Origin of the sequence: Sphingomonas sp. NFR15, assembly GCF_900103265.1 — a bacterium.
Taxonomy (GTDB): Bacteria; Pseudomonadota; Alphaproteobacteria; order Sphingomonadales; family Sphingomonadaceae; genus Sphingomonas; species Sphingomonas pollutisoli.
In genome coordinates, this window is record NZ_FMWX01000001.1 from 952944 (window position 1) to 973267 (window position 20324).

Below are 20324 nucleotides of genomic sequence, written 5' to 3' on the forward strand. Positions count from 1 at the left end.
ATGATCCTGCGCGACGTGGCGCATATCCGCACCGGCGACAAAGGCGACATTTCGCAGATCGCCGTTATCGCCTATTCCGCCGCCGATTTCGCCCTGCTGGCAGAGCATGTGACCGCCGATCGGGTCGCCGGCCATTTCGCCGATCTGCCGATCCGCAGTATCCACCGCTACGAGCTTCCCGCGCTGGGCGCGCTCAACTTCGTGCTGGAAGGCGCGCTGCGCGGCGGCGTCACCCGGTCGCTCGCGCTCGACGCCCACGGCAAGACGCTTGGCGCGCAACTGCTCGATCTCATCATCGACCGCGACTGAAAGGTTCGATCATGCCAAAATCGCACATCTTCCTCGCCGGGTCCGCGCTGGCGGCCCTGCTCGCGGCGCCGGCGTCGGCACGCCTCGAACGCATCCAGATCGACAGCGTGACGCCAGCCAAGGCCGCCACGCCGACGGCCTATGAGATCGTGCGCGGCCGCTTCTTCGGGACGTTGGACCCGGCCGACGCGCACAACCGCATCATCACCGACATCCAAGGGGCGCCGCGCGACGCGCGCGGGCGTGTCGCTTATTCGGCGACCTTCGTGATAGCCCGGCCCGTCGATCCCGCCAAGGCGAGCGGCGTGCTGTTCTACGATGTGCCGAACCGCGGTGGCTGGCCGATCGACGCCGATCCCGACGGCAACGTGCGCGTGATAAGCGGCTGGCAGGGCGATCTTACGCCCGGCGCCGATGTCCAGTCCGCGACCGTACCGATCGCGCATGCGCGCGATGGCGGTCCGCTGACCGGACCGGTGCTCGCCCGCTTCGTCGATATGCCCGCCGGCGCGAAATCGCTGCCGATTACCGGCAGCATCGGCAAGCCGACCCTCCGCCCCGCGCCGGTGTCGCTCGATACGACCAAGGCGCGGCTGTTCCGTCAGACCGCCGACACCGCCGAACCGGTCGATATCAGCCCGCGCGACTGGGCCTTCGCCGATTGCAGCACGACGCCCTTCCCCGGCACGCCCGATCCGGCCAAGCTGTGCGTGCGCGGCGGCTTCGATCCGGCCTATGCCTATACGCTGATCTACCAGGGCAAAGACCCGCTGGTGCTCGGAATCGGCTTCGCCGCGACGCGCGATCTCGTCGCGTATTTGCGCAGCGGCAAGCCCGACGATCGCGGCACCGCCAATCCGGCGGGGGCGATCCGCTGGACGGTGGCGAGCGGAACCTCGCAATCGGGCAATTTCCTCAAGAGCTTCGTCAATCTCGGCTTCAACGCCGATGAGACTGGCAAGCGCGTGTTCGACGGGGTCAACCCGAACATCGCCGCGCGGCAGGTGCCGCTCAACCTGCGCTTCGCAGTGCCCGGCGGTGCCGCGACGCTTTACGAGCCGGGCAGCGAAGGGACATTGTGGTGGGGCCGCTATGATGACGTCGCGCGCGGCCGCGGCACGAGCAGCCTGCTGGATCGCTGCCGGGCGACCGATACCTGCCCGAAGATCATCGAGACGTTCGGCTCGGCCGAATTCTGGGGGCTGCGCATGTCGCCCGGCCTGATTGGCACCGATGCCAAGGCTGATCTTCCGCTCCCGCCGGACGTGCGCCGCTATTACTTCCCTTCGGTCACGCATGGCGGTTCATGGACCGGCGGCTTCAAGAGCGCGGGTGATCCGAAGTCGCCGGTCTGCGCGCTGCCCGGCAATCCCAATTCCTCGCTCGAAAGCCTGCGCGCGGCGCAGACGATGCTGATCGCCTGGGTTCGCGACGGCACGGCCCCGCCGCCGAGCCGCTACCCGACGCTCGAGCACGGCGATCTCGTCGAAGCGAATGCCACCGCGATCGGCTTCCCGACCTGGCCGGGCGCGCCTTCGCCGGACGGCAAGCTCAACGTGTTCCTCGATTACGACATGGGAAGCGGCTTCGCCTATCACGACATCAGCGGGGCGATCACGCGGCAGCCGCCGATCGTGCGCGGCGTGATTCCGTCGCGTGTGCCGCGCGTGAACGCCGATGGCAACGAAACATCGGGCGTCCCCTCCGTGCAGCTCCAGGTTCCGCTCGGCACCTATCTCGGCTGGAACATCCAGTCGGCCGGCTGGGGCAAAGGGGGCGGTTGCGGCTTCTTCGGCGGCTACGTGCCATTCGCGCGCACGCGCGCCGAACGGCTGGCGGCGCACGATCCACGACTGTCGCTCGAGGAACGGTATCGCGATCACGACGGCTTCGTGGCGAAGGTCCGCAGCGTCGTCGCCAGCCAGCAGGCGGCCGGCTGGCTACGCGACGACGACGCGAAAAAGCTCATTGCTCAGGCAGTAGAAAGCGACGTCCTCGTCAGTCGCCGATAACCGATCAGTTCAACGCATCGATCAATCAGAAGATTATATTTCTGTTCTGGAACGGAACAGGCCACTCATACACAGACAAGAACGTCCGAAGCCGGATGTCGTCGAGAGGATGCAAGGCCAGTCGCCCGCGACCTGACCTGATACGACCGCCCGTGACTGGCGGCATGATCCCTCACGCGTCCGGTATTTCGGCCACAAAGGGGAAACTGCCGATGACCAATCCGCTTGCATGTTCGCATCGCCTTCTCGGCGGCCTCTCGATCACCGCGCTTGCGATGATGCTGGCCACCGCCGCGAGTGCACAGGCCGCTGATCCACAGCAGCCTCCGGCGGCCGATCCGCAAACGCCCCCGCCTGCGGAGATCACGCCCGACATCGTCGTGACCGGCTCCTATCTGCGCAACGTGCGGCAGGAGGATCGCGCCTCGCCGATCCTGTCGATCGATGCCGCGAACCTGGCGAAGACCGGCGTCACCTCGCTTGGCGACATCACCCGCTTCATTCCGCAGAACGTCGGCAGCGCCGGTGGTATCCAGGATCTCGCCAAGGGCGGCGGCGCAGATTCGCGCGATACCCGCTCCGCCAACCTGCGCGGGCTCGGCGCGGGCGCGACGCTGGTGTTGCTCAACGGGCGGCGGGTCGTACCGGCCGACGGCTTCGTCAACCTCAACAGCCTGACGCCCGAGATCGCGATCGACCGGGTCGAGACCGTGCTTGATGGCGCATCGTCCACCTATGGCGCGGACGCGGTCGCGGGTGTGTTCAACGTCATCACCAACACGCGTTTCAACGGCCTCAAGGTCTCCGCCCAATATACCCACATCGACGATACCCCCGCCGCCACCGTGCAGGCGATGTGGGGCATCGGCAGCGGTCGCTTTCACACCGTCACCTCCGCCGCGTATCGCTATCAGGCCGGGCTTCAGAACAGCCAGCGCGAAGTGACGAACTTCTTCAACCCCTCCTCGGGTGCGGGCGCCAATCCGGGCGCGTTCACGCTCTATTCGCGGCCGCAAACCGCCAGCGGCGGCGATGTCGTGCTCAACGGCAACAATTATTCGACCCTTTATGATCGCTTCAGATCCTCCGCCGGTACGCTGACGGTCGTCGATCCCAATTGCGGTTCGGCGGCCAGCCAGAGCCGCTACGTCCCCGCGGCGAACAGTCCCGGCTTCGGCCTCGGCTCGTGCCAGTTCAGCTTCCAGGCGCAGAACCCGATCCGGCCCGAGGCGAAGAGCTACCTCATCCACAACGACACCTCGTTCGAGATCGCGCCGGGGCAGACCTTGTTCGCCGAGATCGGAATCTATCATCAGGATTCGAACCGCCGCAGCGTGCCGTCCTATGCGCAGAACCGCGTCGGCGCGCGCCCGCCGATCGTGCCGGCGAGCAATCCCTATAACCCCTTCGGCGTCGATGTCGCCTTCATCGGTCGCGCGATCGGCTCGCAGGGCTTCCCCGGCTATCCCTATCGCCTGATTCAGGACAAGGTCGATCAGGGCCAGTTCGTCGTCGGCGCGCGCGGGAACATCAGCGGAAACTGGAAGTACACCGCCAACGCGACCTACTCGCGCGCCGACATTTCCTCGACCGACCGCGACACCGACATGAATCTCTTCCAGGCCGCGCTCAACGGCTATGGCGGCCCGAACTGCAACATCCGTTACAGCGGGCCGGGCGCCGGCGCGCAACCCGGCGTCGGCAACTGCCTCTATTTCAGCCCCTTCACCGCCGACGTGTCCAAGATGGACCCGTCGCTGATCTACAATCTGCAGAGCAACGTCACCACGCTGTCCAAGATCGAATATATGATCGGCGAAGCGGTCGTGAACGGTTCGCTCGCGCAGATCAACGGCCACTCGCTCGACGTCGCGGTCGGCGCGCAATACCGCAAGGAGAAGCAGTCGAACACCTATTCGGACCTGCTGCTGAGCGGGTTCGGCGGTTTCCTCGGGCCGAACCGCAACACCGCCTTCAGCCGTGAGGTGAAAAGCGTGTTCGCGGAGGCGAATTACGAGGTCGTCACCGGCCTCAACGTCAACGCCGCCGCGCGCTATGAGGATTACGGCAACTTCAGCACGACCGCGCCCAAGATCGCGGTGAACTGGCGCATCCTGCCGCAACTGTCACTGCGCGGTTCGGCGAGCAAGGCGTTCCAGGCGCCGAGCATCGCCAATTCCGCCGCCGTGCTGATCTCCACCAACGTCGCCAACATCATCGATCCGCGCGACGGCACGACGACCTTCCGGTCGGTCCAGCAATATGGCAACCCAGGTCTGCAACCGCAGAAAGCGGACGTGTTCAACGTCGGCGCGACGCTGCTGCCGATCCAGAACCTCAGCCTGTCCGTCGATTACTGGCACTACAAGTACAAGAACCAGATCCAGCTTCAGAACGGTCAGGCGGTCATCAACGCCGCCCCCAACGGCCCCAACGTCATCCGGGATGCGAGCAGGGTCGCCCAGTCCGTCATCGTGTCCTCCTACAACGCACCCAGCGGCACGGGTACGTCGGGTATCGACGTCGCGGCGAACTATCGCTTCGAGGTCGGCGCGGCGCATGTCACCCTGCGCGACAATCTGAGTTACCTAGCGACCTATGATGTCGATACCGGCACGATCGTCTATGACGGCGTCGGCCACCGCAACAACTACCAGACCTCACCGCTCACCTCGGCCGCCGCGCCGCGCTGGCGCAACCTCGCCAGCATCGATGTTTCGCTCGGCGACCATTTCCTGTCGGGCACCTGGCGTTACGTATCGAGCGTGATCGACGATTATCAGCAGGTCGTCGGCGCGCCGACGGTGGCGCGGGTCGGCGCATGGTCGGTGTTCGACGTGCAATACGGCCTGCAATTCGGTGCGGACAAGCAGTACGAACTCACGCTCGGCATGATAAACGCGTTCGACACCGCACCTGCCAAGGCCTTGTACACCGGATATCTCTCGACGCTGGGGGACCCCTATGGCCGCCAGGCGTATGTCCGTGTCAGCGCCAAGTTCTAATGCGCAAATCTCGCCGTCTCTCCTGCCGATGCGTTTCCGGAGAAATCCGCGTCGGCAGGAGATCGAGGCCTCTCACGCATATAGATCCGACGGCCGGGTTCGGCGAGGCGAGACGTTTTCAAATGGCCCGCGGCACGACGCAATGTGGTCGACTGCTGCCGTCGCGTCTTCGGACGCAGCCGTCGTTTGCGTCCACACTTGGGAAGTCGGGTTTCGATTGAAGCGACCGCCCGCAGGCGTGATCACCGCCATTCGGCGAACGCGCACGACTGGCCGATACGCCCCGGCGGCTTCCGGGCGTCTGAAAGAGCTTTTGTAGATGCTTCGGTCGCCTCAAGCATGTCTGACGTCTCGCCACCCGCTATGATCGCTTGGCCATCCACTTCGCGGCCGCCGGCGCCATCGTCAGGCTGCGCTGGATGTCGATCCGCTGGACGTGGATTTGCGCAACGCACAGCTACGCCGGTGCAGGGGCCGTCCACGCGATCGCATCAATGCCGATCAGAGGGCCATCGGCTCCGATTATGGCGAGTTATCGCCTCGCGCACGCCGAGGGTCTCGGCCATTCGGACGAGATCGGCGACCGATGGCACCCGCATAGCGGTTGCCGGCAATTCGGTCGGCGGCGACATGACCGCCGCGATTACGCTGATGGCCAAGGATCGTGATGGCCCGAAGATCAGCTACCAGGCTAATGGTGTCCGCGACCGACGCTAGTGTCGAAACCGCATCGTATCGCGAGTTCGCGGGTGGCATCCGCGACCCTATCGGTCGCTGACCGATTTTCGACCGGCTTCGAGCCGGCCCGCGTCCGGCAAGGGTCAGGCGGCGATCTCGCTCACGAAGTCCAGAAACGCCTGGACCTTTGCCGGAACGATAGGAGAGGCATGATGGAAAGCATAGAGCGGGAAGGTCTCATCCGACCAATCCTGTAGCAGATGGACGAGGCGCCCCGCCGTGATGAGATCGCGTGCGTAGATATCCAGCAGTTGCGCGATTCCAGCGCCGCCCAGGCAAGCGCCAAGCAACATCCCGGTATCGGTGACGAGGAGTGCCCCGCTTGCGGCCACGGCCACCGACTTCTTTCCCCGATGCAACTCCCAATCGTAGGGGCGACCGGTTGCGTCGTTGCGGATCAGCAGACAATGGTGTTGCCCATGCGACAGGTCCTGGGGCGTCCGGGGTTGCCCATGGCGCTCGACATAGGCCGGTGCCGCGCAGGTTACGACGCGAGTGCGCAGCAGCAGGCGCGCCTTCAGAGACGAGGGTTCGGGCTCTCCGAACCGAACCGCCACATCGAAGCCGTCGCCGACGAGATCGCCCATCCGATCCCGCACGCCGACATCGACCGCCAGCTCCGGGTACCGCGCCAAAAACTCTCCGAGTCTGGGCGACAGCAGATGATGCCCGAATGTGCCATCGACGTTGACCCTGAGCCGGCCTCGAACGACGGCTCTGTTGCCGGCGGCGCGAACAGCAGCATCCTGGATTCCGGCCAGCAGCGGAGATACGGCCTCGTAGAAGCTTCGCCCCTCGTCGGTCAGGGATATCGCGCGAGCGCTCCGGTTGAATATGCGGACTCCGACCCGCTCCTCCAACCGTGCCACAGCGCGGCTCACCGCAGGCTGCGTCAACCCCATCGCCTCTCCGGCACGCGCGAAGCTGCCGGCTTCCACAACGGCCGAGACCGCACCGATCCCGCTCAGCAACCTAGTATCGAACACCATAAGGCATACTTTCAGTCATTCATGCATTAACATTTATGTATTATATTGATTCATGGCGCAAAACTAGATTTGTTCCCCGGAGCCGAACCTCTTCGGCCCGACAAGAGAGAACGGAGAAAGACATGAGCAAGAACGGAAAAGTTGCCCTGGTCACCGGTTCATCGCGCGGGATTGGGGCTGAGATAGCGGTTCGCCTCGCGGCCGACGGTTACGCCGTGGTCGTCAACTACGCGGGCGGCGTCGGTCCGGCACAGGAGGTTGTCGACAAGATCAAGGCGGCAGGCGGCGACGCGATCGCGGTTCAGGCCGACGTTGCCGATCCGGCCGCCGTGGCGGCGATATTCGAGCAGACCGAGAAGACGTTCGGCGGCATCGATGTCGTCGTCAATTCCGCCGGCGTGATGCTGCAGGCGAGGATCGCCGAACTGCCCGACGACATGTTCGACCGGAGCATGGCCATCAACGTCAAGGGCACGTTCAACGTCTGCCGCGAGGCCGCGAACCGCGTTCGCGAAGGCGGCCGCATCATCAACATTTCGACCAGTGTCATCGGCATGCGCCTGCCGACCTACGGCCTGTACGTGGCAACGAAGGCGGCAGTGGAGGCCATGACACAGGTTCTCACGCAGGAGATGCGCGGGCGCAACATCACCGTGAACGCGGTCGCCCCAGGGCCGGTCGCCACCGAGTTGTTCCTCCATGGCAAAAGCCCCGAGCTGATCGATCATATGGCGAAGCTCAATCCGCTCGAGCGGCTGGGTCAGCCGGCGGATATTGCGCGTGTCGTGTCGTTCGTGGCCGGCCCGGAGGGCGCCTGGGTCAACGGCCAGGTTCTCCGCGCGAATGGCGGAATGTGCTGAGCCGACCTCTCCCTCCGATCGAAGGACAATCATCATGAAGCAGGTAATTCTGGTCACCGGTGCGTCGAGCGGGTTTGGCCTCCTCTCCGCACAGGCGCTCGCGAAGGCAGGGCATGTCGTGTATGCGTCGATGCGTGAAACCACGGGTCGCAACGCGACCAAGGTGGCCGAGGTCGAAACCTACTCGAAAGACAACGGCGTCGATCTGCGCACCGTGGAACTCGACGTGCTGTCCGAAGCGTCGGTGAACGCGGGCATCGATAAAGTCATCGCGGACAACGGTCGCCTCGACGTGGTCGTGCACAATGCCGGCCATATGGTGTTCGGCCCCGCCGAAGCCTTCACGCCCGAGCAATATGCCGAGCTCTACGACATCAACGTGCTCTCCACGCAACGCGTGAACCGCGCGGCGCTCCCCCACCTCCGTAAACAGGGTCGCGGGCTGCTTGTCTGGGTCTCGTCGAGTTCGGCGCGGGGTGGCACACCGCCATTCCTCGCCCCCTACTTCGCAGCGAAAGCGGGCATGGATTCGCTCGCGGTCTCCTACGCGGCCGAAGTGGCGCGCTGGGGCATCGAGACATCGATCGTGGTGCCGGGCGCTTTCACGAAGGGCACGAACCACTTCGCCCATTCCGGCGCGCCCGCCGATCAAGAGCGCGCCACCGAGTATCTGGAGGGCCCTTACAAAGGCGTCTCCGAGCAGGCGCTCCATGGGCTAGCTGCCCTTGAGCCAGCCGATGCCGATGCCGGAGAGGTGGCGGTCGCGATAGCGGCGATCGTCGATGCCCCCTTCGGCAAGCGACCATATCGAGTCTACGTCGATCCTTCGCAGGATGGCGCGGAAGAGGTGTTCCGGGTCGGGGATCGCATGCGCCGCGAGATGTTTCAGAACATCGGCCTGCAGGATTTGCTCAAGCCTCGCGTCAACTAGCCCGTACGGCGGGAGAGTCTATCGGCTCTCCCTCCCATCGGCGCATTCGGCTACCCCCTTCATAGCAGCGGAATGTGCGGCGCAGCGGGCAAACGTTGGGCAATCCACGACACGATGTCTTCGATGACAGCTTCCCTGCCGATATCCGATAGAAGATCGTGATACGCTCCCTCGTAGAGTCTCAGCGCCTTATCCTTGGACCCTGTCGCCTCGTAAAAGTGCTGGCTGCCGCTGGGCCGCGTTGCTCGGTCGGCCGTGCCGTGGAGGATGAGGACCGGGGTCGTCAACTGCGAGAAGTCGCGATCCAATCGCTCTCCCGCGCGAATCAGCGCCGCTACGGTGACGAGTGGCTGGACCTCGCCAGCAATAAGGGGATCGGCATTCAGATGCTCGACCCATGCACCGTCGCGGGAAAAGTCTTCGGTCTTCAACCGCAGTACGCGGACGCGGGGTGCGACGCGACCGAACAGCTTCAGCAACGCCAGCGCAACGGCGGGCGCAGGCAGCCGGAGGGCGACGCTTTCGCAAATCAGGCCTTGCAAGCCGAACGGGTGCTCGATTGCGTACAGGCAAGCGGCCACGCCACCGGCACCGTGTCCCAGCAGGTATAGCGGCAGGTCTTGGTCGCGTCGCCTGGCCAGCGCGATCATGGCAGCGATGTCCGCCACATAGTCGTCGAATCGTTCAACGGTGAAGCGCGGTCCGGTCGAGCGGCCGCGCCCGCGCAGATCGACGGCGTATACGGCGCAGCCCGCCGCAACCAGTCGCTCGGCCACCCACGCATACAGGCCGCCATGCGCGTTGAACCCGTGGCAGATGGCAACGACCGCGCGCGGCAACGATACGGGGCGCCAACGGCGGACGAAAATAGCCGCACGATCGACCGACAGGGTAATCTCTTCAGGAACCACGCGAAAGGCGCCCTCGGCCATCGTTCAACTCCTCCTCACGAACGGGATCGTTGAAAAACACGCCCGCAGCGCGAATGCGGGATTTGATAGCGAGCACGACGGCATGACAGTCATGCTGCGGCCTTCCCCTCGTGCCTGCTCACCGTCATACGCCATATCCGTGCCGCGCTCTGGTGAGCTATGGTAAGGCGCGGTTAAGTGCGGGCGTTACGCGCGCGTCACGCATCCGATGACCATGCGCAGACGTCGCCTTCCTTTATTGAAGGGCAGGGTCACGGCGAGCCGTGGAAAATTCCTCGTGGATCGCTAGGATAGCCATAACGGATATGAAGGACGGCGGCGACTTCGGGCATCGGAAGGGCGCCATCGGGGATCGGGATAGCGTGACGATACGGGTGTTGACGGTCGACGATCACGCAACGGTCCGCGATGGCGTGGCCGCGCTGATCGCGCGGCAACCGGACATGGAAATCGCAGGCGAAGCGGCGAACGGCATCGAAGGGGTAGCGATGTTCCGCGCGCTCACGCCCGACGTGACGCTGATGGACCTGCAGATGCCGGACCTGAACGGCATCGACGCGATCGGCGCGATTCTGGATCTATGCCCTCGGGCGAGAATCCTTGTACTCACCACCTATTCCGGAGACGCGCAGGCGGTGCGGGCGATCCGCGCCGGAGCTGCTGGCTATCTGCTCAAGAGCTGCCTGCGCACCGAGTTGCTGGACGCGATCCGCACCGTCCATGCCGGCCGCCGCGCGATGAGCGCTGAAATCAGCCACGCCGTGGCCGAACATGCGCTGGACGAACCGCTTACGGATCGCGAAATGGCGATTCTCGGCATGGTCGCCGAAGGGCATCCCAACAAGCAGATCGCGCGGGATCTCGACCTCTCTCCGGATACGATCAAGTCGCACCTCAAGAACATCTTCGCAAAGCTGGGGGTGGACGATCGCACCCATGCCGTGACCGTTGCGATCCGGCGCGGCTTCTTCCAACGCTGACGCGGCCTGCGGCGTCGGCGCTCAGTTCTGCACGTCCGCGATGAATCGATAGCCGCGCCCGGTGACGGTGGCGATGTAGCGCGGAGCCTCGACCACTTCGCCCAACACCCTGCGCAGGCTGGCGACATGCACCTTGAGATTACCATCGCCGACGAACGTGTCGGGCCAGGTGCGCGCGCGCAGTTCGCGCTTGCTGACGACCTCCCCTGGCCGCTCGACCAATATGGTAAGGATGTCGAGTGCGCGGGCGCCGATCTTGACGGGAACGTCGTGCTTGAGCAGCGACTGCCGGCCAGGCCTGAGGATAAACGGACCGAAGCGGAAGCATTGCTCGACCGCTCGCACGAAGGGGCCTTGATAGAAGGGCGGCGGCGCGGGCATCAATACAGTAATAGACGACATGCCGACGATCTCCCCGTCGCATTGCTCCGGCCGGTCTTCGGCGGGTGTAGTTCCGGCCGCCACGCCATAGCCAGAGCAATGTTGTTGTGCCGCGAAGACTATGCCGCTGCTGACGCTGCCGCATCATACGGGCGGGTTAGCTGGTCTCACCCGTTTGGGGGATCGACAGGCGCAGCATCCTTGCTTCCGCGTGACACCTGGTCCGGTTTAGCCGAAATACGCGGCATGTCGTCTGCTGCGAAATATTGCGTGGTCGGGATGTTGGCGTCGCTGCCAAGCCCGTGTGACGCGCTCGGAGCGACCGTGCAGCGCACCCTCCAACAACTGCGGCATACCGCCTGGACGGCACGGGAGGGCGCACCACCGGAAATCTGGGCACTCGCCCAGTCGCGCGACGGCTATCTATGGCTGGGCACGGGGAGCGGACTGTACCAGTTCGACGGCGCGCGCTTCGAGAAGTTCCGACCCTCCAAGGGCGAACATCTACCGTCGCTCAACGTCAACGCCCTGCTTGCGAGTCGCACCGGCGACCTATGGATCGGCTTCGCATCGGGTGCCGTGGCGCGGCTGCGCGCAGGGCACCTCACCACGTTCGACCTTGGCATGCCGTCGGTGCCCGTGCTGGCGCTCGCCGAGGACCGAGCGGGTATGATCTGGGCTGTCTTGGGCGAGGATAACAGAGGCGAAGTCGCCCGTTTTCGTCAGGGCAGATGGGAAATGCTCGGCCGCTCGCACGGTATCCCCGCAGGTGCCGCAACCAGCGTCGTCGCGGGGGTGGATGGATCGGTGTGGGTCGCGGTCGGCGGCGAACTGGAGGTGCTGCGTCCCGGCGCCACCCGCTTCGCGCGCGTCCCCGCCTCGGCTTCGGAAAGACCGCAGTTGAAACAGGCGCCCGATGGCGCGATCTGGCTGAGCACCGGAGCCCGTCCCGGTCTCCAGCGCATCGCGCCTTGGGCGGCTGGCGCACCCCCGACATGGGTGCTGCCGCCCCTATCGGCCAATCCGCGCGCAGAGAGCTTGCTGTTCGACCGACACGGCAATCTTTGGGGGACCTATGGAAGTGGCGGCGTTTTTCGTCTCGGCGCCGGCTGGGTCGATGGTGCCCTCGTCGCCAATGGTCCGCGAGAGAAGTTCGGCGTGGAGCGCGGCCTGACGTCCAACCTCGCCAACCCCATCCTGGAAGACCGGGAAGGCAATATCTGGGTAGGGACCAATCTCGGCCTCGACCAGTTCCGAGAAACCAGCGCGGTGGTCGCCGCCGGGCTGCCGACGGACTCGCGGAACGGCTTCCGGATCGCGCGGGGCCCCGCAGGCGCGATGTATGTGACAACGAACGACGCGCTGTTCCTCGCGGGGCCGGCCCACACCGCTCGAAAGTTGGCTGAGCTTCCCCGACGTCCGCTGATCCTGCACACCGATGCGCTGGGACGCATTTGGATCGGCACGGATCGGACGTTGGGCATCTGGTCGGGCGCGGCCATGCGCGACGTGCCCTTGCCGTGGGCGCGACCAAAGCCGTTCGCGCTTCTTGAGGAAGCGTTGGGTCGGATCTGCGTCTGGTCGGCGGAAGGCGCCTTTTGCCGGAAAGGCAGAGGCTGGGCCCCGGAACAGCGGCTCGCGACCTTGGGCAATGTACCGACGCAGATACTGCGCGACGAGGCCGGGCGCCTGTGGATCGCGGAAGGCGATCGCATCGAGATGGTCGATGGCCGCAAACGGCGGGTGTTCTTCGCACGCAACGATCTTGCACTGGGCACCATCGTGGTCATCGCCGTTCGGGGGCAGCATGTTTATGCTGGCGGCGACTTCGGCCTGGCGCGTTTCGATGGCCGGCGTTTCGTCACCCTGAAGTCCGACGTCCATCCTTTCCTGAGCCGAACGGCCGGGATCGTCGAAACCTCTGCGGGTGACCTTTGGCTCAATACCGCCGGCGGCGTGGTCAAGATCGCGCGCGCCGCCTTGGACGACGCGTTCGAACACCCCGCACGGCCGATCAAAGCACGCGTGTTCGACCGGGACGACGGCATGCCCGGCGTGGCGCAGCAGGATTCGTGGTCGCAAACCGCGGTCGAAGCGACGGACGGCCGAGTCTGGTTTCTGACCAGAGTCGGCGTCGCCTGGATCGATCCCAAGCAGGTGTTCTCCAATCGGCTGCCCCCGCCGGTGATCGTCAAATCGCTGATCGCCGGCAGACGCACCTTTGCCAACGAAGTGCCGCTCCGCCTGCCCAAGGGCACCTCCAACCTCAAGATCGCCTATACCGCCACGAGCCTGTCGGTGCCTTCGCGCGTGCAATTCCGGTACCAGCTCGAAGGGATCGACGAAGATTGGATAGACGCGGGCACGCGCCGTGAGGCCTTCTACACTGGGCTAGCGCCGGGCAACTACCGGTTCCGGCTGATGGCGGCGAACGAGGACGGCGTATGGAACCGCCAAGGCGCGACGCTCTCCTTCGAGATCCCGCCGACCTTCGTCCAAAGCTGGCCGTTCCGCCTCCTCTGCGGTTTTGGAGTGCTGGTGCTGCTCTGGTTTCTCTACACACTCAGGCTGCGGGCCATGTCCAATCGCATCCGCGCGCGGGCGGCCGAGCGGACGGCCGAGCGCGAACGCATCGCCCGCGAACTGCACGACACGTTGCTGCAATCCATCCAGACCCTCACCCTGCACGTACAGGCGGCCGTGGAAGATCTGCCGCAGGGTACGCCGGAACGCGCGCAGCTCGAGAATGCCTTGACCCGCGCCGACCGGGCGATATCGGAGGGGCGTGACCGCGTACGCGACCTGCGGAAGCACCGAGACCCCGAGGGGATCGTCGAGATCCTAACCGACATCGTCGCCGACAAGGGCTTCGGTTCCGCAACGAGCGTTCGCATCCAGGCGGATGGCAACCCTCGCCCGCTTGCACCGGTCGCGCTCGACGAAATCGTTCGCATTGCCGGTGAAGCCGTCGCCAACGTCCGCCAGCACGCCAGAGCGACCCAGTTGCGCATTGAAATCCGCTTCGCCCGCCCGTTCACGATCCGGTTCTCGGACGATGGCTTAGGGATTCCGGCACCCGTTCTCGAAGAGGGACGCAAGGCGCATCACTACGGACTGCAAGGGATGCGGGAAAGGGCGAGGAAAATGCGCGGCACTCTGACCATCCGATCTCCCTCGGAAGGCGGCACCGAGTTGTTGCTCACCATCCCCGCACACGTCGCCTATACGTGTCGCGGTGCATCGCGCTGGGCGGCGTGGCGCAACCGGGCGGCGCGTCTGCTCGGCGCCCGTCTGCGACGACGGCCTGCCGCGTCCGGGCGCACGCCCATCGATTAGCCGACAGGAACTCCGCGGGAATTTCCCGCGCGTGGCCCGCCTCCGCCTAGCGCACATGGCGCTGGAGGAAGTCGCGCGTGAGGTCGGCGATCTCGCCCGCATGCGTCTCCAACGCGAAGTGGCCTGCATTGAGGAGGTGCACCTCGGCATCGCGCACATCGCGCCGAAAGGCTTTCGCGCCCGCCGGAAGGAAGAACGGGTCGTTCGCGCCCCACACCGCCAACAGCGGAGGCTGCCGGTCACGCAGATAGGCATGAATGCGCGGGTACAGCGCGACGTTGCTCGCATAATCGGCGATGAGGTCGAGTTGAATCGTATCTTGCCCCAGGCGGGCGAGTAGCGCGGCATCAAGCCAATAGCCTTCGGGGGCGATCATGGCCGGGTCCGGCGCGCCGTGGGTATATTGCCAGCGCGTTGTCTCGAGCGTGAGCATGCTGCGCATCGCCTCTCGGTTGGCGGATGATGGATCCGCCCAATACGCGCGGGTCGGCGCCCAGCCGTCGCTCATGCCCTCTTCATAGGCGTTGCCGTTCTGCGAGACGATCGCGCTGATCGCGTCCGGACGCTCCAGCGCGAGGCGGAAGCCGACCGGCGCGCCGTAATCGAACAGATACAGCGCGTATCGCGTTAGGCCGAGCGCGTCGCAAAAGGCGCCGACTGTCTCGGCGAGGCGACCAAAGCTGTACACGAAGGCACCGAAGACTTCGGTGAAGCCGAAGCCGGGGAGGTCGGGAGCGATCACGTGGTACCGATCGGCCAGACGCGGCATCAACGAACGAAACTGATGCGACGAGCTCGGAAAGCCGTGCAGCAGCAAAATCACCGGCAGTCCGGGATCGCCCGCCGCGCGGTAGAAGATCGATGCGCCCGCCGCCTCGATCCGGTGGACGGATGTCTCGAACGGCTCAGACAGACGCTGCATCGGCACCTCATGTCAGAACGGCATGGCGGTGCCGGGCACCCCTTCTCTCCGCCGGCGATTAGTGCGGGACAAGTAAATCGATGTAAATTGAAGTCTCCAGGCGAGATGCGGCTAGTCGCGCAGATATCTCACGCGATCCAGCTTTACGGCGTTTTACACCAAATGACACCAGCCTTCGCCAGACTCGCGTACCTCTAGAGGAGTCTCATTACGTAATCACGTCGCAAGGAGAGTATATATGAAACGAATGCTCAGGGTCGCAGCGCTCGCTGCGGTGATGATCGCCGCCACTCCTGCTTCGCTCGCGTACGCCAAGAGTGCGCCGCAGCCGCCCGCACCCATCAGCGTGCCGGTGATCCACTATCGCACTGCCGCGATCGATGGGGTGAAGATCTTCTACCGCGAGGCCGGCCCTGCCGACGGGCCGGTTGTCCTGCTGCTGCACGGCTTCCCCACCTCGTCGCACATGTTCCGCAACCTGATCCCGCTGCTCGCCGACAAATACCGCGTCATCGCGCCAGACTATCCCGGCTACGGCCAGAGCGACGCGCCGGACCACTTGCAATTCTCATACACGTTCGCCAACCAAGCGGACGTCATGGACAAGCTGGTCACGCAGCTCGGCGCCAAGCGCTACGCGATGTATGTCATGGATTATGGTGCGCCGATTGGCTACCGGCTCGCGCTCAAGCACCCGGAGCGGGTGAGCGGACTCATCGTGCAGAACGGCAACGCGTATGACGAGGGACTGCAGTCACCGTTCTGGGATCCGATCAAAGTCTATTGGCGGGATCGCTCGCAGAAGAACCGCGACGCGCTGAACGGCCTGGTCACGCTCGACATCACCAAGTTCCAGTACACCGACGGGATGGGCGACGTCGCCCGCATCAGCCCCGACAACTGGGTGCACGATCAGGCGTTGCTCGATCGCCCCGGCAACCGCGACGTGCAGCTCGACATGCTCGGCGATTACGGCTCGAACGTGCCGCTATACCCGCAATTCCAAAATTTCTTCCGCACGCGCCGACCGCCGACGCTGATCGTGTGGGGAAAGAACGACAAGATCTTCCCGGAGGAGGGCGCGCATCCCTATCTCCGGGATCTGCCGAAAGCCGAGATTCACATCCTTGATTCCGGGCATTTCGCCTTGGAGGACCGCCTCGACGTGATGGCGCCGCTGATCCGCGATTTCCTCGATCGCAGTATCACGACATGACGGGCATTGCCGTGCCCGCGATGCCCCGGTGGCTCGCGGGCAACGTCAGGCGGCGATTCGATGGCGCTGATCGAGGCCGGGCATTCGGGCGCGAATGCTCTGGCGTTTGTCGCCCGCACTTTGGTAAATTCCGGTAAAACAGCGTCGCATCGGTCGCAAAAGATGATCCGGCGATATAGCGCAGCCGCCGGTCACTACTTGCCCGAGCGGCACTGTCGAAATGGAGTATCTGATGCAGGGGCCGGCGGGTTGGACGAGACGATCGGCGTTGCGGGCCGCTGGTACGATGGCGGGGACGAGCCTGTTGGGCGCGAACGCATGGGCACGTCGCGCCGACATCCCCAGCACCGACGGCTATGCTTCGGTGCCTGGCGGCAAGGTCTATTGGCGGCGGTTCGGCACCGGCGGCAAGACCCCGCTGCTGACGTTGCACGGCGGGCCGGGCGCCGCGCACAATTACCTGCTGTCGATGCAAGCGCTGGCTGACGAACGTCCGGTGATCTTCTTCGACCAGTTGGGGTGCGGCAAAGCGGACGCACCCCAGGACGAGGATATCTACACCATCCAGCGCGCGGTCGATGAAGTCGATGCCGTGCGCGCCGCGCTGGGTCTGCGCGATGTCGTGCTCTACGGCCATAGCTGGGGCACGCTGCTGGCGATCGAATATCTGTGCCAGGGCCGCGGCGCGGGCGTCGAACGATTGATCTTGGGCGGCGCCTTCGCGAGCGTGCCGCAGGTGGTGGCCGGGATGCAACGGCTGATCGCCGGCATGCCTAATGGCTTCGCCGCGCGGATCCACGCGCTCGAGGAAGCCGGCAAAACCGGCACGCCCGAATATGCGGCGCTCGTCCAACAATTCTATGATCGGTTCCTGATGCGGGTTCCCCCGACGCCGGACGCCGCGGCGAGCTTCGACGCACTGGGCAAGTCGATCGCCTATCAGGTGCTCAACGGGCCGAACGAGTTCACCATCGTCGGCAAGATCAAGAACTGGGATCGCCGTAAGGACTTGAAGCAGATCACCCAGAAGACGCTGCTCACCACCGGCGCGTATGACGAAGTGACGATGGAGTGCCACACTACGCTCCGCGACGGCCTGGCCGGCAAGACCCGGCTCGCGGTGATGCGCGGCTGTTCGCACATGACCATGGTGGAAAAGCCAGACGAGTATAACGCGTTGCTCCGCACGTTCCTGGCCGAAACCTGATCCGCTACGGCGTTCTCCAATCCTTTGAGTTCGCAGCCTCAGTCGCCCGAACCAAAAGGCGCGGCGGGATCGATCAAGCCCGCATCCCGCAGCGCGCCCCAGAATTGCGGGGGAATCGTCTCCGACAGCGCCGCACGATCCTCCGCGATGCGGGCGGGCCTGCTTGCGCCGGGAATCACCGCCGCTACCGCCGGATGGGCGAGCGCGAAATGCAATCCTGCGGCCTTCATGCTGATCCCGTAGCGATCGGCGATTGCCTTGATCGACGCGACCTTGGCAAGAATCTCCGCACTGGCCGGCGCATATTCGAAATTAGGGCCACCGACGAGAACCCCCGAACTGTATGGTCCGCCAATGACGATACCGAGGTCGCGCTCGATGATTTTGGGCATCAGGCGTTGTAGCGCGCGCCCGTGATCGAGCAGCGTGTAGCGCCCGGCGAGGAGCGATCCGTCGGGCTGGGGGGCGTCAAGATCGAGAAGGATTTCGATCGGCTCGACGCGATTGACGCCGAGGCCCCACGCCTTGATCACGCCTTCACCCTTCAACCGATCCAGCACCGTGAAGGCGCCTTTACGGGCGCTCTCGAATTGCTCGAGCCAGGCGTCGCCATAAAAATCCTGGGCGACATCATGGACCCATATGATATCGATCCGATCGGTCTGGAGCCGTTTCAGACTGTCTTCGATCGAACGCAGCGTCGCGTCGGCCGAATAGTCGTTGATCACCTTATTCGCACGGCCATGGGCGAACACATCCCCCTTTTCGCCATTGTCGCGCGCGCCGGGCTCGATCTCATCGAGAACGATGCGGCCAACCTTGGTGCTGATCACATAGTCGTCGCGCGGCTTGTCCTTGAGCGCTACCCCCATGCGGAGTTCGGCAAGGCCCGCTCCGTAGAAGGGCGCATTGTCGAAATAGCGGATGCCGTCCTGCCAAGCCGCTTCCACCGTCGCCAGCGCCTCCTCCTCGGGAATCGCGCGGAACATATTGCCGAGCGGCGCAGCGCCGAAGCCAAGCCTGCCGGGTAGAATATCCTTGAGAGCCATGATCGAGTTCCTCTTGGGTCAGGCGACGATGAGCGGTTCGAGGCTGAACGCCTTGCGTTCGGCCAACTGTGCGATGGTCGCCAGATAGCGCTGGTAGTGCGGTGTCGCGCGGTGCGCATCGCGCGCCCCGGCATCGACGTAGAGTTCGTCGAGTACGAAGACGCCCGGCTCGGCCGGATCGGCCCACAGGTCGTAGCGCAGGTTCCCCGGCTCCGCACGGCTCGGTTCGATCAGACCTTCGAGCAGCGCCTGCAAGTCCGCTTCCTTACCCAGGCGAGCCGTCAGCACGCCGACGGTCTTCACGTTGCGGATCATCTCGCTCCTCCATCGCGGCCGCCGGACGAACCGTCCCATGCCGGCGCTCTTGTAGCGCGGCCCTTTTCGGGGCCGCAGTTAAGTCAGGTTAATTTTGGAGAAGGTTACTCAGCCGCCGAAGGGAACCTGTCCATGCCTTAACACTACGTTACCGCAATTGACGCGCCCTGCCTGAGGGATGGGACTAGATAATCCCTGCACTGCTGCTGAGCCGATCCGGACCAGGGAGGACATGATGAGCAAAGGCAAGGTCGTCGTTATTGGTTCCAATGCCAATCGCATTGAAACCAAAGGCGGATATTGGGGAGATACCGGTAATTACTTGAATGAGACAGTGGTTCCGATGCTGGCGCTCATCGATGCCGGCTATGAAGTGGTGCTTGCGACGCCCAATGGCGCGCCACCGACGATCGATAAAGCCTCGGACTCCCCCGCGCACTTTGGGGGCGATGAGCAGGCCTACGAGCACGCGAAGCGTTTCTGGGCCGAGGACCCGTCGATGAAGGGCCGCACTTTGCGCTCGATCCTCGACGAGGGCATCGAAACGTATGATGGGATCTTTATCCCTGGCGGCCAGGCGCCCATCGTCGACTTGATGCAGGATCAGGAACTCGGTGAGATGCTGCGCCATTTCCATGCGTATCAGAAGCCGACGGCGATGCTCTGTCACGGCCCGATTTCCTCGAGTGCCGCCATGCCATACGCACGCGAGTTCCGCGCTGCGCTGATCGCCGGCGACGAGGCAAAGGCGAAGGAATGGTCCGAGGGCTGGCAATATGCCGGCTACCGAATGACCGTGTTCCAAAAGTCCGAGGAGAAGGTGATCGAGGACACGATCCTCCACGCCAAGATCTATTTCGACATGCCCTATGCGCTCGGCCTGGCGGGCGCCGTCGTTGATACCGGGCCGGACTTCGAGCCTTATGTCATCGAGGATCGCGAACTGATCACGGGCCAGAACCCCCGCTCGGACCACCCGATCGCCAAGGCCCTGATCGCAGCCCTGGATCGCAAACTCGGCCACGCCTGACCTGCGCCGAATGCTGTCCGAAGCCGCGCGCCATGGACCTCGGTGTCAACCTTACGCGGCCCCAGCGCACGCGCGCGCCCTGTTCAACCTGGAGTGACGACGATGAAACATC

At 64.5% G+C, this 20324-nt stretch carries 17 protein-coding genes; 11 read left to right on the top strand and 6 right to left on the bottom strand.

Annotated features, from left to right (window positions below; translation table 11 throughout):
* The 4 genes from BLS81_RS04440 to BLS81_RS21265 all read left to right on the top strand — a co-directional run bounded on the left by BLS81_RS04440 (nucleotide 1) and on the right by BLS81_RS21265 (nucleotide 6043).
* On the top strand, nucleotides 1–309 hold the full coding sequence (locus BLS81_RS04440; protein ID WP_093221125.1) for an AtuA-related protein: 309 nt from the start codon (nucleotides 1–3) through the stop codon (nucleotides 307–309).
* Nucleotides 310–320: 11 nt separating this feature from the next.
* Complete coding sequence (locus BLS81_RS04445; RefSeq protein WP_093221128.1) at nucleotides 321–2321, top strand: alpha/beta hydrolase domain-containing protein; 2001 nt, start codon at nucleotides 321–323, stop codon at nucleotides 2319–2321.
* A gap of 212 nt (nucleotides 2322–2533) precedes the next feature.
* Nucleotides 2534–5326 carry a TonB-dependent receptor domain-containing protein gene (locus BLS81_RS04450; RefSeq protein WP_176787024.1) on the top strand — a complete coding sequence of 931 codons (2793 nt, stop codon included), beginning with the start codon at nucleotides 2534–2536 and terminating at the stop codon, nucleotides 5324–5326.
* Nucleotides 5327–5956: 630 nt separating this feature from the next.
* A complete protein-coding gene (locus BLS81_RS21265) occupies nucleotides 5957–6043 on the top strand; it encodes a hypothetical protein (protein WP_371128249.1) in 87 nt (28 codons plus the stop codon).
* Between the two features lie 104 nt (nucleotides 6044–6147).
* Here the strand turns inward: BLS81_RS21265 and BLS81_RS04460 are convergent, their stop codons facing one another.
* Nucleotides 6148–7053, bottom strand: coding sequence for a LysR family transcriptional regulator (locus BLS81_RS04460; protein WP_093221133.1), 906 nt, complete (start codon nucleotides 7051–7053; stop codon nucleotides 6148–6150).
* A 122-nt stretch (nucleotides 7054–7175) separates the two neighbouring features.
* On the opposite strand from BLS81_RS04460, the gene BLS81_RS04465 reads away from it, so the two are divergent.
* Both BLS81_RS04465 and BLS81_RS04470 read left to right on the top strand, forming a co-directional pair.
* Nucleotides 7176–7913: an SDR family oxidoreductase gene (locus tag BLS81_RS04465; protein WP_093221136.1), complete on the top strand. Its 738-nt coding sequence runs from the start codon at nucleotides 7176–7178 to the stop codon at nucleotides 7911–7913.
* Nucleotides 7914–7947: 34 nt separating this feature from the next.
* Nucleotides 7948–8844 carry an SDR family oxidoreductase gene (locus BLS81_RS04470; RefSeq protein ID WP_093221139.1) on the top strand — a complete coding sequence of 299 codons (897 nt, stop codon included), beginning with the start codon at nucleotides 7948–7950 and terminating at the stop codon, nucleotides 8842–8844.
* A gap of 59 nt (nucleotides 8845–8903) precedes the next feature.
* On the opposite strand, the gene BLS81_RS04475 is transcribed toward BLS81_RS04470, so the two are convergent.
* Entirely contained in the window at nucleotides 8904–9776 is an 873-nt protein-coding gene (locus BLS81_RS04475) for an alpha/beta hydrolase (protein WP_093221142.1), read from the bottom strand.
* A 305-nt stretch (nucleotides 9777–10081) separates the two neighbouring features.
* Here BLS81_RS04475 and BLS81_RS04480 point away from each other — a divergent pair, with 305 nt between their 5' ends.
* Complete coding sequence (locus tag BLS81_RS04480) at nucleotides 10082–10756, top strand: response regulator (RefSeq protein ID WP_093221143.1); 675 nt, start codon at nucleotides 10082–10084, stop codon at nucleotides 10754–10756.
* Nucleotides 10757–10777: 21 nt separating this feature from the next.
* Here BLS81_RS04480 and BLS81_RS04485 read toward each other — a convergent pair whose 3' ends face one another.
* Complete coding sequence (locus BLS81_RS04485; RefSeq protein ID WP_093221145.1) at nucleotides 10778–11137, bottom strand: winged helix-turn-helix domain-containing protein; 360 nt, start codon at nucleotides 11135–11137, stop codon at nucleotides 10778–10780.
* A 246-nt stretch (nucleotides 11138–11383) separates the two neighbouring features.
* Here BLS81_RS04485 and BLS81_RS04490 point away from each other — a divergent pair, with 246 nt between their 5' ends.
* Entirely contained in the window at nucleotides 11384–14473 is a 3090-nt protein-coding gene (locus BLS81_RS04490; protein WP_176787025.1) for a sensor histidine kinase, read from the top strand.
* Nucleotides 14474–14519: 46 nt separating this feature from the next.
* On the opposite strand, the gene BLS81_RS04495 is transcribed toward BLS81_RS04490, so the two are convergent.
* On the bottom strand, nucleotides 14520–15395 hold the full coding sequence (locus BLS81_RS04495) for an alpha/beta fold hydrolase (protein WP_093221151.1): 876 nt from the start codon (nucleotides 15393–15395) through the stop codon (nucleotides 14520–14522).
* Nucleotides 15396–15633: 238 nt separating this feature from the next.
* Between BLS81_RS04495 and BLS81_RS04500 the strand changes: the two genes are divergently transcribed.
* Together BLS81_RS04500 and BLS81_RS04505 are read left to right on the top strand one after the other, a co-directional pair.
* Entirely contained in the window at nucleotides 15634–16611 is a 978-nt protein-coding gene (locus BLS81_RS04500) for an alpha/beta fold hydrolase (protein WP_093221153.1), read from the top strand.
* 220 nt (nucleotides 16612–16831) lie between these two features.
* Complete coding sequence (locus BLS81_RS04505; RefSeq protein WP_256326060.1) at nucleotides 16832–17818, top strand: proline iminopeptidase-family hydrolase; 987 nt, start codon at nucleotides 16832–16834, stop codon at nucleotides 17816–17818.
* A 38-nt stretch (nucleotides 17819–17856) separates the two neighbouring features.
* Here BLS81_RS04505 and BLS81_RS04510 read toward each other — a convergent pair whose 3' ends face one another.
* Together BLS81_RS04510 and BLS81_RS04515 are read right to left on the bottom strand one after the other, a co-directional pair.
* Nucleotides 17857–18867, bottom strand: a complete 1011-nt coding sequence (locus tag BLS81_RS04510; RefSeq protein WP_093221156.1) for an aldo/keto reductase — start codon at nucleotides 18865–18867, stop codon at nucleotides 17857–17859.
* An 18-nt stretch (nucleotides 18868–18885) separates the two neighbouring features.
* Complete coding sequence (locus BLS81_RS04515; protein ID WP_093221159.1) at nucleotides 18886–19182, bottom strand: putative quinol monooxygenase; 297 nt, start codon at nucleotides 19180–19182, stop codon at nucleotides 18886–18888.
* Nucleotides 19183–19417: 235 nt separating this feature from the next.
* Between BLS81_RS04515 and BLS81_RS04520 the strand changes: the two genes are divergently transcribed.
* Nucleotides 19418–20212 carry a type 1 glutamine amidotransferase domain-containing protein gene (locus BLS81_RS04520; RefSeq protein WP_093221843.1) on the top strand — a complete coding sequence of 265 codons (795 nt, stop codon included), beginning with the start codon at nucleotides 19418–19420 and terminating at the stop codon, nucleotides 20210–20212.
* Nucleotides 20213–20324 lie beyond the last annotated feature (112 nt).